The sequence below is a fragment of the Cyanobium sp. T1G-Tous genome (assembly GCF_024345455.1).
Lineage (GTDB): Bacteria > Cyanobacteriota > Cyanobacteriia > PCC-6307 > Cyanobiaceae > Cyanobium_A.
The window spans coordinates 207,629-222,545 of record NZ_JAGQBD010000001.1; the positions used below are offsets into that span (position 1 = coordinate 207,629).

10 protein-coding genes are annotated in these 14,917 nt (G+C 63.4%); 3 read left to right on the forward strand and 7 right to left on the reverse strand.

Going from position 1 to position 14,917, the window contains the following annotated elements:
• Positions 1-53: 53 nt before the first annotated feature.
• The gene (locus KBY75_RS01040; protein ID WP_255022619.1) at positions 54-2,582 is read left to right on the forward strand and encodes a DNA topoisomerase (ATP-hydrolyzing) subunit A; all 2,529 of its coding nucleotides are present in this window, start codon (positions 54-56) and stop codon (positions 2,580-2,582) included.
• Between the two features lie 23 nt (positions 2,583-2,605).
• Here the strand turns inward: KBY75_RS01040 and purF are convergent, their stop codons facing one another.
• The 7 genes from purF to KBY75_RS01075 all read right to left on the reverse strand — a co-directional run bounded on the left by purF (position 2,606) and on the right by KBY75_RS01075 (position 12,469).
• Positions 2,606-4,066 carry an amidophosphoribosyltransferase gene (purF, locus tag KBY75_RS01045; RefSeq protein WP_255022620.1) on the reverse strand — a complete coding sequence of 487 codons (1,461 nt, stop codon included), beginning with the start codon at positions 4,064-4,066 and terminating at the stop codon, positions 2,606-2,608.
• A gap of 36 nt (positions 4,067-4,102) precedes the next feature.
• On the reverse strand, positions 4,103-6,457 hold the full coding sequence (purL, locus tag KBY75_RS01050) for a phosphoribosylformylglycinamidine synthase subunit PurL (protein ID WP_255022621.1): 2,355 nt from the start codon (positions 6,455-6,457) through the stop codon (positions 4,103-4,105).
• Between the two features lie 72 nt (positions 6,458-6,529).
• Positions 6,530-7,240, reverse strand: coding sequence for an RNA methyltransferase (locus tag KBY75_RS01055; RefSeq protein ID WP_255022622.1), 711 nt, complete (start codon positions 7,238-7,240; stop codon positions 6,530-6,532).
• Between the two features lie 2 nt (positions 7,241-7,242).
• The gene (gene dnaN / locus KBY75_RS01060; protein WP_254935320.1) at positions 7,243-8,388 is read right to left on the reverse strand and encodes a DNA polymerase III subunit beta; all 1,146 of its coding nucleotides are present in this window, start codon (positions 8,386-8,388) and stop codon (positions 7,243-7,245) included.
• Positions 8,389-8,813: 425 nt separating this feature from the next.
• On the reverse strand, positions 8,814-9,872 hold the full coding sequence (thrC, locus tag KBY75_RS01065; RefSeq protein ID WP_255022702.1) for a threonine synthase: 1,059 nt from the start codon (positions 9,870-9,872) through the stop codon (positions 8,814-8,816).
• Between the two features lie 85 nt (positions 9,873-9,957).
• A complete protein-coding gene (locus KBY75_RS01070; protein ID WP_255022623.1) occupies positions 9,958-10,563 on the reverse strand; it encodes an alpha/beta hydrolase in 606 nt (201 codons plus the stop codon).
• A 31-nt stretch (positions 10,564-10,594) separates the two neighbouring features.
• A complete protein-coding gene (locus KBY75_RS01075) occupies positions 10,595-12,469 on the reverse strand; it encodes an AarF/ABC1/UbiB kinase family protein (protein WP_255022624.1) in 1,875 nt (624 codons plus the stop codon).
• Between the two features lie 108 nt (positions 12,470-12,577).
• Between KBY75_RS01075 and recN the strand changes: the two genes are divergently transcribed.
• Positions 12,578-14,266 (forward strand): DNA repair protein RecN, encoded by a 1,689-nt coding sequence (recN, locus tag KBY75_RS01080; protein WP_255022703.1) that lies wholly within the window; start codon positions 12,578-12,580, stop codon positions 14,264-14,266.
• Complete coding sequence (locus KBY75_RS01085) at positions 14,263-14,874, forward strand: hypothetical protein (RefSeq protein WP_255022625.1); 612 nt, start codon at positions 14,263-14,265, stop codon at positions 14,872-14,874. The genes recN and KBY75_RS01085 overlap by 4 nt, the downstream gene beginning before the upstream one ends.
• The last annotated feature ends 43 nt before the right edge of the window (positions 14,875-14,917 follow it).

Consider the following 14,917-nt stretch of genomic DNA (forward strand, 5'->3'; position numbering starts at 1 on the left):
GGACAGCATCTGTAGGCTGAGCCCCAGCTTGCTGCCCCAGACCCCAACACCGGATGGCCGAGGAGCGACCAGGCGAATCCATCGGACCGGGCAACGACGCCCGCATCGAGCCGATTGCGCTGCACCTGGAGATGCAGCGCTCCTACCTCGAATACGCCATGAGCGTGATCGTTGGTAGGGCCCTGCCGGATGCACGCGACGGCCTCAAGCCAGTGCAGCGCCGCATTCTGTTTGCGATGCACGAGCTGGGGCTCACCCCTGATCGTCCCTACCGCAAATGCGCCCGGGTCGTCGGCGACGTACTCGGCAAGTACCACCCCCATGGTGATCAGGCCGTCTACGACGCCCTGGTGCGCCAAGTGCAAACTTTCGCCAGCCGCCATCCCCTGCTTGATGGCCACGGCAACTTCGGCTCCGTCGACGACGACCCGCCGGCGGCGATGCGCTACACCGAAACCCGTCTGGCTCCAATCGCCAACGAAGCGCTGCTCGATGAAATCGGCGCCGACACCGTTGATTTCGCGGCCAACTTCGATGGCTCCCAGCAGGAGCCGACGGTGCTGCCAGCCCAGCTGCCCTTCCTGCTGCTAAACGGCTGCACCGGTATCGCCGTGGGTATGGCCACCAACATCCCGCCCCACAACCTGGGCGAGGTGGTGGATGCCCTGATCGCCTTGGTGCGCAAACCGGAGCTGAGCGACGAAAAGCTGCTGGAGCTAGTGCCCGGCCCCGACTTTCCCACCGGTGGCGAAGTACTGGTGGGGCAAGGGGTCCGCGATACCTACCTCGTGGGCCGCGGCAGCATCCCGATGCGGGGCGTCGCCCACATCGAGGAGGTACAGCCAGGAAAGGGACGCCATCGCCGCGGCGCCGTGGTGATCACCGAGCTGCCCTACCAGCTCAGCAAAGCCGGCTGGATTGAGAAACTGGCCGAACAGGTAAATGACGGCAAGATCGGCGGCATCGCCGATATCCGCGACGAAAGCGACCGTGAAGGCATGCGGGTGGTGGTTGAACTCCGCCGCGACGCCAACGCCGAAACCGTGCTGGCCGACCTGCAGCGCCGCACCGCCCTGCAAAGCAACTTCGGCGCCATCATGCTGGCCCTGGTAAACGGCCAGCCGGTTCAGCTGAACCTGCGTCGCCTACTGCAGGAATTCCTGGACTATCGGGAACTGACCCTGATCCGCCGCACCCGCCACGCCCTCAAGCGCTGCGAAGACCGCCTTGAGGTCGTGGAAGGCCTGCTCAAGGCGCTCCATGCCCTGCAGCAGGTGATCGCCCTGATCACCGCAGCACCCGATGCCGCCAGTGCCCGAGCGGCCCTGCAGGTGCAACTCGACCTGAGCGAGCGTCAGGCCGATGCGGTGTTGTCGATGCCACTGCGGCGCCTCACGGGCCTTGAACAGGAAAGCCTGCGCAAGGAAGCTGCCGAATTGGCCGTGGAACGCGAGCGGCTGCGCCACCTGCTGGACGACCGCACCGTGCTGCTTGACACCCTGGTGGCCGAACTCAAAGCCCTGCGCAAGCGCTTTGCCACGCCCCGGCGCACCCGGCTGGTGGAGGGCGGCGATGCCCTGGTGGCCCAGCGAGCTGCAGCCATCCGCCCCAACGCCGAACTGCAGCGCCAGCAAGCCTTTGGCGCCCTGGCCCCCGAAAGCCGGCTACTGATCCAGGCCGATGGAGCCGTGAAAATCCTCAGCGCCCAAATGCTGGGGCGCCTGCACCTAGATGAACCCATCCAACTAGGAGAGCATCCGGCCCCAGCCCGGCTGATCCTGCCGATCGCCGAGCAACCGCTGCTGCTGGCCTTCACGGGTAGTGGCCGGGTGGCCTTATTGCGCTGGGAATTCGCCGGCCAGCAGCCGGGGAAGCTGGAGCGCTTCCTTCCCGACAGCATCGAAGGCGAAGCGGTGGTGCAGGTGCTTCCCCTACCCGACCAAGGCAGCCTGGGACTCCTAAGCAGCGACGGGCGCTTCAAACGGCTGCCGATTGAGGAGTTTCAGGAACTGTCTGGCCGGGCCACCACCGTGCTCAAGCTCAAGGAGGGCGTGACCCTGCGGCGGGTGGTGGCCGGCCAGGAAGGAGACACCTTGGTAGTGGCGACCAGCAGCGGCCGCGTGCTGCGGCTAAGCCTCGATGAAAGCCAGCTGCCCCTGATGGGGCGCGCTGCCCAAGGCCCCCTATTGATGCGCCTGTTGCCCGGAGAGCAGCTGGTGGGTGCCGCCTGCCTGCCTGCAACGGAAGGGGAAACCAACGGCGCAAACCAAAGCGCAGTGGTGCTGGCCACTGCCAGTGGTCAACTGAAGCGGCTGCTGGTGTCGAGCCTGCGGCCCTGTCAGCGGGGCGACATGGGTCAGATCGGCCTGCGGCTGCAACAGCGGGGCGATTACCTGGTCGACCTGCAAAGCCCAACAAGTGCTGCGGTTGGAAGCGCCGTACTGGGACTATTGACCGATAAGGGCTGGAGCTGCCGCATCGACTTAAACGAGCTGGAAGGCGAAGACACCAGCGGCATAGGCATCAACTTGAAGCTGCCCCAAGGCCAACAGATTCAGGAGCTAATACCTCTTATCAACTAACTACGGAGGGCACCAGGCAGCCCTTAGAGCTCTTGCAGCACCTTGGCAGCGATACCGGCCGGCTCAAGCATCAACTTGCTGGAGCTCACCTGCTCGTCCATTTCGATGGGATAGGCGCCGTCAAAGCAAGCGGTGCAGAAGTGGGCGGAATTGGCATGGGCCGCATCCACCATGCCCTGCTTGCTCAGGTAGGCGAGCGAATCGACGCCAAGATGGGCGGCAATTTCTTCCAGGGTGAGGCGGGCAGCAATCAGCTGGTCCTGGGTATCGGTATCGATGCCGTAGAAGCAGGGATGGGTAACCGGCGGCGAACTAATCCGCATATGCACCTCGGTGGCACCGGCATCCCGCAGGGCTTGCACCAACTTGCGACTGGTGGTGCCCCGCACAATTGAGTCGTCGATCACCACAACGCGCTTGCCGGCAAGCACATCTGGCAGGGGGTTTAGCTTTACCCTGATGCCGGCCTCCCGCATCGCCTGGGTGGGCTGGATGAAGGTGCGGCCTACATAGCGGTTCTTGATCAAGCCATCAGCAAACGGGATACCGCTGAGCTGGGAATAGCCAATCGCTGCCGGAATACCGGAATCGGGAACGCCAATGACTATGTCGGCTTCAACCGGTGTTTCCCGGGCCAGGGCCTCGCCAATTCGCACCCTGTAGCTATAGAGGGATTCGCCGAAGAAGCGGCTATCAGGCCTGGCGAAATAGATCATCTCGAAGACGCACAGCTTGGTGGGCTGCTCGCACCAACGGCTGCGGCTGGGTTCGGCTTGGCCTGGACGGAAGTGGATGATTTCGCCGGGCTCCACATCGCCATCAAAGGCGGCACCGATAATGTCGAGCCCGCACGACTCACTGCTCACCACCCACTGGGCTTGCTCCGTTTCACCGATATGGCCAAACACTAAAGGCCGGATGCCATGGCCATCCCGGAGGGCAAAAAGCCCATCAGGCGTGCCGATCACCAAGCTGAAGGCACCGCGGCAGCACTCGGCAGCGGCCCGAATCGCCCCATCCCAATCCAAGCCACGGTTCACGGCCTGCTGAATCGCAAAAGCGATCAGTTCGGAGTCGGTGGTGGAGGTGAGCTCGCTGGCAATGGACGCCAGATCGTGGCGGAGCTCGGCTGCATTGACCAAATTGCCGTTATGGGCAAGGGCGAAAGGGCCAATGCGGGTGTTGAGCACCACCGGCTGAGCGTTGCAAACCTTGCTGCTGCCGGTGGTGGAATAGCGGTTGTGGCCGATGGCTAGATCGCCAGTAAGGCGCTCCAGCACGGCCTGATCAAACACCTGGCTCACCAGGCCCATGTCCTTGTGCAGGCGCACCTTGCGCTCTGCATCAAACACAGCGATACCGGCCGATTCCTGGCCGCGATGCTGCAGGGCGTATAGGCCGAAGTAAGTGAGGTTGGCCACCGGTTGCCCCGGCGCCAGCACGGCATAGACGCCGCAGGCTTCCTCGGGCTTGTCCGGACGCATCACCAGCACAGGCCCATCAACAATCACGGTGAAATTTCATTCTGCACGAGCGCCCTCGCCCATTCGCCGCGGGATGGCCTGCTCGTAGCAGGCCTCCAGTGCCGCCAGGCTCTGCTCAAGCAAAGGCTGGCCTGCTTGGCGGATTACCAGGCTGGCAGCGGCCGTAACCACACCTAGCCGCTCGGCCGGCACTGCAGCAGCCGCAAGAGCCTGCTGCCAGGAGGCATCCTGGCCTGCGGGCACGCTCACAAGGATGCGGGCACCACCCTCGGCAAACAGCAGCCGATCCAACCGGGCGCTGCTAGCCGGGATCTCCAGCTCGGCCCCCAGAGGCATTACAGAAATGGTGGCGATGCAGCACTCGGCCGCAGCCACCGCCAGGCCGCCATCGCTGAGGTCGTGGGCGGAGGCCACCAAGCCCTGGGCAATGGCCTGGCGCAGGAAGCCCTGAACCGCGCGCTCCAATTGCAGATCAATCTCCGGCGGGCGCCCGGTGACGGCTCCATGCAGCCGCTCCAGATAGCTGCTGCCGGCCAGGCTCAAGCGTGGATCGGCTGGAGCCTCGCCCGTTTCCAGCGGCACCCCCAGCAGCCAGATGGCATCGCCGGCCGCTCGCCAGGCCTGGCCGCGCACCTGGGCCAGATCGTGCACCAGGCCCACCATGCCCACCACCGGCGTGGGGTGGATCGGCTGCATGCGGCCATCGGGCAGGCGGGTCTCGTTGTAGAGGGAGACGTTGCCGCCGGTGACCGGGGTGTCCAGGGCACTGCAGGCCTTCGAAAGGCCGCGGCAGGCCATCGCCAACTGCCAGTAACCGGTGGGGGTTTCCGGCGAAGGGAAATTGAGGTTGTCCGTCACGGCCAAGGGCTCGGCCCCCACGCAGCTGAGGTTGCGGGCCGCCTCGGCTACCGCCGCCATGCCGCCGCGCTCGGGGTCGAGGGCCACCCAGCGGTTGGGGCAATCCACCACCGCCGCCACGCCACGGCTGGCGGCCGCCATGGCGCCCTCACCCTGCTGGGGCCGCAGCCGCACCACGGCCGCATCGGCGCCGCCGGGGAGCACCACCGTGTTGGCCTGCACCTGATGGTCGTACTGGCGGTACACCCAGCGCTTGGAAGCGATGGTGGGATCGTCGAGGAGCGCCAGCAGGGCGTCGTTCCAACTGAACGGCAACTCGGAGGGCAACTCGGCCTCGCTCCAGCGCCAGTGGGCCTGGATCTCAGCCGGTGGCTCGCTTATCAATGTGTGGTGATTGATCGGGGTGTCGTCCGCCAAGGCGCTGGCGGGCACCTCGGCCGCCACTTCGCCGTGCTGGAGCACCCGCACGATGTTGTCTTCCAGCACCCGGCCCACCACGGCGGCCTGCAGGCCCCAGCGGCTGAAGCGCGCCATCAGCGCCTCCTCCCGGCCGGGCTTGACCACAAACAGCATCCGCTCCTGGGATTCGCTCAGCAAAAACTCATAGGCGGTCATGCCGGCCTCGCGGGCGGGCACCTTGTCGAGGTCGAGCTCGATGCCCAAGCCGCCCTTGGCGGCCATCTCCGAGCAGCTGCAGGTAAGGCCGGCAGCACCCATGTCTTGGGCGGCCACCACATCACCGCTCTGGAAGGCCTCCAGACAGGCCTCGATCAGGCCCTTCTCCAAAAAGGGATCACCCACCTGCACGGCGGGGCGATCATCGAGAGAGGCCTCGGTGAGCTCAGCCGAGGCGAAGCTGGCACCGCCCATGCCATCGCGGCCGGTGGTGCTGCCCACGTAGATCACCGGGTAGCCCACCCCCTCAGCGCCGGAGCAGACGATCTCCTCGGTTTCCATCAGCCCCAGGGCCATGGCGTTCACCAGCGGATTGCCGGAGTAGCTGGGGTCAAACGCCACCTCCCCACCCACGGTGGGCACGCCCACGCAGTTGCCGTAGTGGGCAATGCCGGCCACCACGCCCTCCATCAGGCCCACATTGCGCTCGTCCTCCAGGGGTCCGAAACGCAGGGCGTTGAGCAGGGCGATCGGCCGGGCGCCCATGGTGAAGATGTCGCGCAGGATGCCGCCCACACCCGTGGCCGCCCCCTGGAACGGCTCCACCGCCGAGGGGTGGTTGTGGCTCTCGATCTTGAAGGCGAGGCGCTGGCCCTCGCCCAAATCCACCACGCCGGCGTTCTCACCGGGGCCCACCAGGATGCGCGGGCCAGTGGTGGGGAATCCCTGCAGCAGCGGGCGCGAGTTGCGGTAGCAGCAGTGCTCCGACCACATCACCCCAAACATGCCCAGTTCGGCCCGATTGGGAGCGCGACCGAGGCGACGGCAAATCTCGTCGTAGTCGGCCTGGCTGAGGTTCTCCTTCTTGAGGGCATCGGGAACCGAATAGGCCGGTGCTTCGAAAGAGGCGGCAACCACGTGCAGCTGGGCAAGATCACTGCAGTCTCGCCGAGCGGGCCTCAATGCAACTGGAACTGGTCTAGGCGGGGTTCAAATCCAGGGATCTTCCTCTTCAGCAGGAGGTTCAGAACGGCGGCGGCGAGGGGGGGCATCGGTTTCGTAGGGCTGATCTAACCCCTCCGGCTCCTGCCAAGGCGGCTCCTCAAGCCAACCCTCCAGCCTCTCCTCAAATCGGTTGCCCGCCTCCTGCACCTGATCGCGCCAGCGCCTTGAACGACGCAAAAACTCTTGCCGCACACTTGCCCGGGCTAGGGGCAGGTCGTCGATGCTCTCCAGGGCGGTGAGCACCTGGCCTGGCTGCTGATCCAGCAGGCGATCCAAGCTCAATCGCCAACGGCTACTGCCCGGCAGACGTGGATCACTGCGACTCACCAAATAATGACGAATACGGCCACTACGCAAATCGATGGCGGCATCAGCCAGGGTGCCGATCGGTTGCTGACGGCGATCCAGCACAGCCGCATCGATCAAAGTCGGCAACTTCTCCAACACACCAAGCTCGGTTTCGGCTGGTTCGCCCTGCACCAGTACTTCCAGCTCGGCAATGCCCCGCAACTGGTTGAGACGCCACACCTCGCGGCGATTGCCAAAAGCCGACGGCTTTGAAACCCAACCCAGCACCCGGTGAACAAGGGGATGCATCCACACCTGCACGCCGGCACCGTGATCGAGCCCCTGATCACAGCGGACATGCCGGCGCAGCAACTCACTCAGCAGCACCTGCTCCGGAAGGGGAGTCACCGTCAGCTGCGGATCTGAACGGGCATCACCAGGTAGGTGAATTGATCCCCTTCCGCAGGAGTCAAAATCGCAGGCGTGGTGGGGGCGTTGCACTGCAACAGCACCCGATCACAGGCCATGGCCTTGAGGCCATCGAGCAGGTAGCGCACGTTGAAGGCAATCTGAATCGCTTCACCCTCGATGGTGGCAGCGAGTCCTTCAGAACCACTGCCCACGTCCTGGGCATCGGCCTGAATCAATATTTGACCGGTGGCGGGCTCGGCACTGAGCTTGACGACATTGTTGTGCTGATCAGCAAGCACAGCCACTCGCTCAAGAGCCGACACCAGAGCGCGGCGCTCGAGATTGATCGTGCGAGTGAAGCTCTCTGGAATCAACTGGCGGTAGTTGGGGTAGGTGCCATCAAGGCTGCGGCTGGTGAGCACCTGGTCGGCCCAGAGGAACACCACCTGGCCGCGATCACAGAACAGGCTTAAGGGCTCTTCAGATTGACGTCCTGAGAGCAGACGCTCCAGCTCCCGCAACGAGCGAGCTGGCACGGTGACGGCAAAAGGCTCCTCGGCTTCGTTTTGGCCAGAGGCGGTCGCATGGGCAAGCCGGAGCACGGCCAGACGATGGCCATCCGTTGCCGCACATTCCAGCCCGGCCGGATCAAGGCCCAGGTGCACACCAGTGAGCAGTTGCTTGGCTTCGTCGCCACTACTGGCAAATAGGGTGGCGCGCAGACCCTTAACCAGGGCTTCCGCTTCCAAGCGAATCGGCGTACCGCTCTGCACTAGGGGCAGGTCGGGAAAATCATCGGCAGGCATGCCCCGCATCTGGTAGCTGCCCGAAAGGCTTGTGAGCTCCACCTGCTCGGAACCCTCAGCGCAATTCAGCGTGATCGGGCTATCACTCGAGAGGCGCGAAACAATTTCACCAAACAACCGGGCGGGCAGGGTGATGGCGCCGCTGGTCTCAACGCTGGCGCTGATGCTGGTCTGAATGCCCAGGCTGAGATCAAAACCGGTGAGGCTGAGTCGTCCCGTGCCCGCATCAGCGGTGAGCAACACGTTGGCCAGCACCGGATGGGTGGGACGACTTGCCACGGCCCTGCTCACCAGCTGCAGGCTGGAGCTGAGTTCAGACTGGGAGCAGACCAGCTTCATGGCGTTTGTGCCGGGGAGCCTGACGGCTTGATCAAGGGCTACCCCACGCTTCCACAGGGCGGCTGATTCCGCAACGCCGGTGATCCGTCTTGCTGCGTTCTTCTAAAGGTTTGATTGATCAAGCTCAAGAAAGAAATTAAAACCGTTTTAGTAGGGGTTGAGGAAACCGGGGAAAACCGAAAATCTCTTTGCTGCAGCTGGCTTTAGTCTGGATCAGCCCTGGGGTGTGGCCTGGGCCAGCTGGGGTAAAAATCAGCCTTTCCGCCGTTTCCAGGGGCTGGGGAAAACTTTGAGGCCGAGGGACTTGGCTAAGGCGAGAGCTTCTCCGCGGTTTCTGGCGACTTTTCCCCAGCTGTTCAGCAGACGCTTTGCTGATTGGTTGAAGCTTTTGGCTAGGCCTGGGCTTGGGCCTGGCCTGGGATTGCTTAGAAACCCATCACTTCGGCCACCTTGGCGGTGTCCGCCTCCAGACCGGTATGGAAGCGGGCGTCATTGTTTTCGATGGCGGTAGTTGGATCCTTGAGGCCGTTGCCGGTGAGCACACAAACCACCGTGGCTCCCTGAGGCACCTCCTGGTGGTGCTTGAGCAGGCCTGCGACCGAGGCGGCACTAGCTGGCTCGCAGAACACGCCCTCGCCGCTGCCCAGTAGCTTGTAGGCATCGATAATCTCAGCGTCGGTGACGGCCATGAAGTTGCCACCGCTTTCGGTGCGCACGTTTAGGGCCTTTTCACGATTCACCGGGTTGCCGATGCGGATCGCCGTGGCGATGGTGTCTGGCTGCTCAACCGTGTGTCCCAGCACCAAAGGAGCAGAACCAGCCGCTTGAAAGCCCATCATTCGGGGCAGCTTGCGGCAATGGCCCTCTTTTAAGTACTCGTTGAATCCCATCCAGTAGGCGCTGATGTTGCCGGCGTTGCCAACCGGGATGCAAAGCCAGTCCGGCGCTTCACCAAGGGCATCCACCACCTCGAAGGCGGCGGTTTTTTGGCCCTGCAATCGGTAGGGGTTCACCGAATTCACCAGGGTGACCGGATATTTGTTGGCAACTTCCTGCACGATCGCCAGGGCTTTGTCGAAGTTGCCCTGGATGGCGATTACCTCGGCGCCGTAGAGCAGGGCTTGGGCCAGCTTTCCCTGGGCTACATAGCCATCTGGGATCAGCACAAAGGCCCGCATGCCTCCGCGGCGGGCATAGGCGGCCGCAGCAGCAGAGGTATTGCCGGTGCTGGCGCAGATCACTGCTTCAGAACCGGCTTCCTTGGCTTTGGAAATCGCCATGGTCATGCCCCGGTCTTTAAAGGAGCCGGTGGGGTTGAGGCCGTCGTATTTCAGATAGACCTTGACGCTGCGGCCGATTCGCTCGGCGATCACAGGGGCTGGGATCAGAGGTGTGGAACCTTCCCGCAGGGTGATTACGGGTGTGCGCTCTGAAACTGGCAGCCAGCGCCGATAGGCCTCGATCAGGCCAGGCCAGTCCTGCATGGTGGGACGGGCAGCAAAGGGGACCTTGCTCAAACGCTGCAGAGAACGGAGCAAGGACACGATTTAGACAGTGACTTCAGTGAATCTACGGCGCAGCTGCTGGCGCGTCGCCGCGCAACCCATCAAGCGGTGATTCGGAGAAGAAGCGCACCAGCTCGGTAATCGAGCTGGCTTTGCTGAGCAGGTTCATCAAGGCGGGGATGCTCACTTCCATCTCCTGGGCGGGATAAGCGCGCAAGAACGAAAGGGCAGATATCGAACCGTTGCCTTCAACTACCCCCAGTACCATGGCGGAGCGCATGGCTGGAATCCCGGCCTGGGATGCCTTGAGCGGGAACACAACTACAGCTAGGCGCTGCAGGATTGCCTCGCCGATTCGGGTGTTGAGCAGCCTGCTCACAAGTGCTACAGGCAAGCTCACCGACTGATTCAGCAGCTTGGCGATCTCCTGGGGATTTTGGCGGCTGAAGCTCAAAACATCGGCTAGCAGGCCTCGGGCCTGGCCGGTCTTAGCCAGATGCTCCAGGTCGGCAACGGCAATGGAGCGGCGAAAGGCACCGCTTACAAAAACCAGATTTTCAGCAGCACCAGCTGGCGGCAGACTGACCGCAGGCCAAGGAACTACCAGGCTTAAGCCCAGGGCGATGGCAACAAGGGCCTGACGTTTTCGGCCTATCGACGCTTTTTGCATGGCGATAAGCCTACGGCGATTGCTTTCAAATTCAGGCTGCGACGAGCACATCTCGCACCAGGCGCACCATGCTGCGCTCGGCCAGCCCTTTGGCTAGTTGAACTCCCATCTGGCGCAGTTCCGGTTCTCCCACAAGGCGTGGCAGGCGGCGCAGCAGCATCTGGGGTTCAAAGCCGGGCAAGGCTTTCAATATGCCCATCAACTGGCGCACTGGCTCGAGGTCGAGCAGCGGTTCACCCGCTTCGCTCAAACGGTGACGGCGCAGACCTGGAGGTTGGAACCGCTCTGGCAAGCGTTTGCCGATGCGCAGGGTGGTTTGCCAGGCCATGGCATCCATGCGGCCAACCATGGCCTCTACCAGCTGTTGGCGTAGCAGCCCGCCGTTTGCTGAGAAAAGAAAGCTCAGCACCTGATCTAGCAGGCCTTCGAGATCGAGCTGGGCTCCTTGGGAGGCGCTAGCGATCAGGTTGTCGAGCCGTTGCCAGCGGAAGATGTCACCGTCGAAGAGCATCTCCTTGAGGCTCTGGCGCAGGGTGGGATCGGGGTCTTCCATCAGCCGCCGGGCGAAGTAGGGGTAGGCGGCGCCAAGGATCTTGAACTCGGGATCAACGCTGAGGGCGATGCCCTCCAGGGTCACCAGCGAGCGGATGATTAGGGCGTAGTAGGGCGGCACCTGGAAGGGGAAGCGATACATCACGCCGGAAAGGTCATCAGTGACCGCTTTGAAATCCATGCGGCTGACTCCCTGCTCGATCGCTTGACCGAACACCTTTTCAAAAGCGGGCACTATTGGCTCGAGGTTTACGTCTTCGGCCAGGAAGCCCAGGCTGACGAAATCCTTACTCAGCTTGCCGAAACTGCGATTTACCAGGTGTACAACCGCCTGAATCAGGCCGGTGCGTGATTCGCGGCTCACCTCGCTCATCATGCCGAAGTCGAGGTAGGCGAGCCGGCCATCTGCCAGAGCTAAAAGGTTGCCGGGGTGGGGGTCGGCGTGGAAAAAGCCGTGTTCCAGTAATTGCTGCAGGCTGCAATTAACACCGACGTTCACCATGTCGTCGGGGTCTACGCCAATGCCGCGCACCGCTTCGAGATTGGTGAGTTTCACCCCCTCGATCCATTCCATGGTGAGCACCCGGCGGCTAGTGGCCTGGTGGTAGATGCGTGGAACGGTGATCCGGGGATTGTGGGCGTGTAATTCGGCGAAGCGCTCGGCGTTGGCGGCTTCGTTGAAGTAGTCCATCTCCTCAAACACCCGCTTGCCCAGTTCATCGATTAGGGCCACCAGGTCTGAGCGGATTAGGCCGACGTTTTGGTTAAGCCAGGAAGCGATGTTGCGCACGATGTAGAGGTCGAGCGTGATCTGCTCCCGCAGGCCTGGGCGCTGCACCTTTACGGCCACCGCCTGACCCCCCTTGAGCACGCCCTTGTGCACCTGGCCCAGCGAAGCGGCCGAGATTGGCTCGGCGTCGAGTTGCTCGTAGATATCGAGTACTGCCGCGCCCAGGTCCTCTTCGATGCAGGCCATCGCCAGGGCGGAGTCGAAGCCAGGCAGCTGGTCTTGCAGCTGGGCAAGTTCCTCCAGCAGCAGCGGTGGCACGATGTCGGGCCGGGTGGAGAGGGCCTGGCCGGCCTTGATGAAAGCGGGGCCGAGCGAAGCCACTAGATCCGCTGCCTCCTTGGCGCGGCACCTGGCTACCTCCGTAGCCTTGAGCCGCCCGGTGAGCCAATCAAAGCCCACACCAAGTAGGTAGAGACAGATCGGCACGAGGGTTTGCCACAGGCGCCGGAATAGCCGTTGCGGGTGGCCGGTGTAAATCCTGGTGATGGCTGCCGGGTCGTAGCTCAGCAGGCCAGCGGCCTCCAGAAAGTCACCCAACTCGGCTTGGTTGTTGTCGGGATCCATGGGAGTTGGGCGGGCGAAGCACCGCTAAGGCGCACCAACCCCCTTCTAAACGAATCCCACAGCCGCTACGGTCTGGCCGGTACCCCAGTCCGGTTAGCGGAGGCCGACGTGCTCACGGGACTGCGCCTCAGCAACATCGCCCTGATCGAGCGGCTGGAGCTCAGCTTCAGCGAGGGTTTCACGGTGCTGACCGGTGAGACGGGAGCAGGTAAATCGATCCTGCTTGATGCCCTTGATGCCCTTTTGGGTGGTGCCCAGGGCAGCGCCGGCGCCCGGCTGCTGCGCCGCGGCGCTGAGCGCGGCACGATCGAGGCCAGTTTCAGCCTTTCGCCCCCTTTGCAGGCCTGGTTGCAGCAGCAGGAGCTGGAGGTTGAGGAGGACGAACTGCTGCTTTCGCGCGAGTGGCGCCTCACGGAGGAGCGTCTGAGCAGCCGCAATCGGCTTAATGGCGTGGTGGTGAGCCGGGCCCAGATCCAGGAGCTGCGCCCCCTGCTGCTCGATCTCACCGTTCAGGGCCAAACCCAGCAGCTGGCGCGGCCCGGTCAGCAGCGCCGCTGGCTGGATCGCTTTGGCGGTGAAAGCCTTCCGCTTTTGCTGGAGCCGGTGGCGGCGGCCTGGCGCCATTGGAAACAGGCGGCGGCGGCGCTGGAGCAGGCTCGCAGCGACTGGGATCAGCTAGAGCAGCAGCGCGCGGCTCAGGAGCAACTGCTGGCCGACTTGGAGGCGGCCCAGTTGCAAGATTCCCAGGAGCGTCAGCAGCTCCAAAACGAGGAAAACCGCCTCGCCCATGGGGTGCGGCTGCAGGAGGGGGTGATGGTTTTGCTGGGCCGCTTGCTGGAGGGTGCAGAGCAGGCGCCCTCGGTGCTGGACCACCTGGCAGCTTGCGAACAGGAGCTGCTGCAGATGGAGGCCTTAGATGGCGGCGTCAGGGAGCTGCGCAGTTGTTGCAGCGATGGTTTGGCGGCTTTGCAGGATCTGGCTCGCGATCTGGATCGCTACGGATCTGGACTTGATAGCGACCCAGAAAGCTTGGCGGAGCTGCAGGAGCGCATGGCCCAGCTCAAGGCCCTGGAGCGGCGCCATGGCCAGGATTTGGCTGGTTTGATCGCCCTGCGCGATCGCCTGCGGCAGCAACTGGCCCCCGGCGGTGGCGAAGCTTCCCTGGAGGCCCTGGAGTTGGCGGAGCAGCGAGCCCGCCAGCTTCGCGATCAGGCCAATGCCTCGCTCAGCGCCGCTCGCCGCCAGGCCGCCACTGCCCTGGAGCAGCAACTGATGCAGGCGCTGCGGCCGATGGGATTGGCCAATGTGCGTTTCGCGGTGGCGATTGCACCGGCGCCAGCGGGGGAGGAGGGAGCCGATGCGGTGCAATTTCAGTTTTCCGCCAACCCGGGTGTGCCCCTGGCGCCCCTGGCTGAGGTGGCCTCAGGCGGTGAGATGTCGCGCTTTCTGCTGGCTCTGAAAACCTGTCTGGCGGCGGCAGACCAGCACGTCACCCTGCTTTTCGATGAGATCGATACGGGCGTGAGTGGCCGGGTGAGCGGTGCCATGGCCGAGTTGCTGGCCCGCCTGGCTAAGCAGCGCCAGGTCTTTTGCGTCACCCACCAACCCCTGGTGGCCGCGGCGGCAGACCACCACTTCCGCGTCTCCAAGCAGGTGTTGGAGGGGGTCACCCATACGCGGGTGTCCCAGCTGCGGGACACCCAGGCCCGTCAGGCGGAGCTGGCCGAACTGGCGGGTGGCGATTCCGGCGAGGCCCGTAGCTATGCCGCCAGCTTGCTGGAGGCCCACGGTTTATGAGTAGCGCCCGTGCCGCGTTGCCCTATGTGAGCGCGTTGCTGGCTTCCGTGCTGATCGGCGCGCTGATCCGCTGGCAACTGCTGCAGCATCTTCTGCACCGGGAGATCGCCTACTCCAGTTGGCTCGTAACATGCATCTACGGGCTGATGCTGGCCTACGCCCTCAGCCTGGTGCTGTACCTGGCTTTGTTGTTGTGGGCCTATCTACCCAGGCTGCGCCGAAACGCAGCCTGTTTGCGCCGTCTGCTGGCACTGCTGGGAGCCCTCGGCTCGGCTGAGGTGATAGCCAATCTGGCTTCGTTGAACCTTGGCATCGTTCGCCTAGGAATCGCTTCCTATGCACTTTTGCTGGATGGTCTGCTGTTGTATGTCTCGGTGAATCTGAGTTTTTTTTCTGGTACTGGTATTTCGATTACCCCTTGCGCCTTATCAGCGCTGATGCTCACTCCGCCGAGCAGCCCAGGCTACCGCTGGGAATTCTGTTTCCGGAAGAGGCGATCGAGGATGTGCGCTTCAATTCGACCGACTGGATCCCCGGGCCAATCGATTATCTCTACTTCACAACATTATCCAGTAACTGTTTTGCAGCACCTGAGGGGCATCTGTTAATCGGATCCAAACTCAAGACTCTGCAGCTGATCCATAGCTCTTC

Coding starts and splice junctions, on each gene's coding strand:
- KBY75_RS01040 (WP_255022619.1), top strand. CDS start 54: ATGGCCGAGGAGCGACCAGGCGAATCCATCGGACCGGGCAACGACGCC.
- purF (WP_255022620.1), bottom strand. CDS start 4,066: ATGCGTCCGGACAAGCCCGAGGAAGCCTGCGGCGTCTATGCCGTGCTG.
- dnaN (WP_254935320.1), bottom strand. CDS start 8,388: ATGAAGCTGGTCTGCTCCCAGTCTGAACTCAGCTCCAGCCTGCAGCTG.
- thrC (WP_255022702.1), bottom strand. CDS start 9,872: ATGCAGGACTGGCCTGGCCTGATCGAGGCCTATCGGCGCTGGCTGCCA.
- KBY75_RS01070 (WP_255022623.1), bottom strand. CDS start 10,563: ATGCAAAAAGCGTCGATAGGCCGAAAACGTCAGGCCCTTGTTGCCATC.
- KBY75_RS01075 (WP_255022624.1), bottom strand. CDS start 12,469: ATGGATCCCGACAACAACCAAGCCGAGTTGGGTGACTTTCTGGAGGCC.
- KBY75_RS01085 (WP_255022625.1), top strand. CDS start 14,263: ATGAGTAGCGCCCGTGCCGCGTTGCCCTATGTGAGCGCGTTGCTGGCT.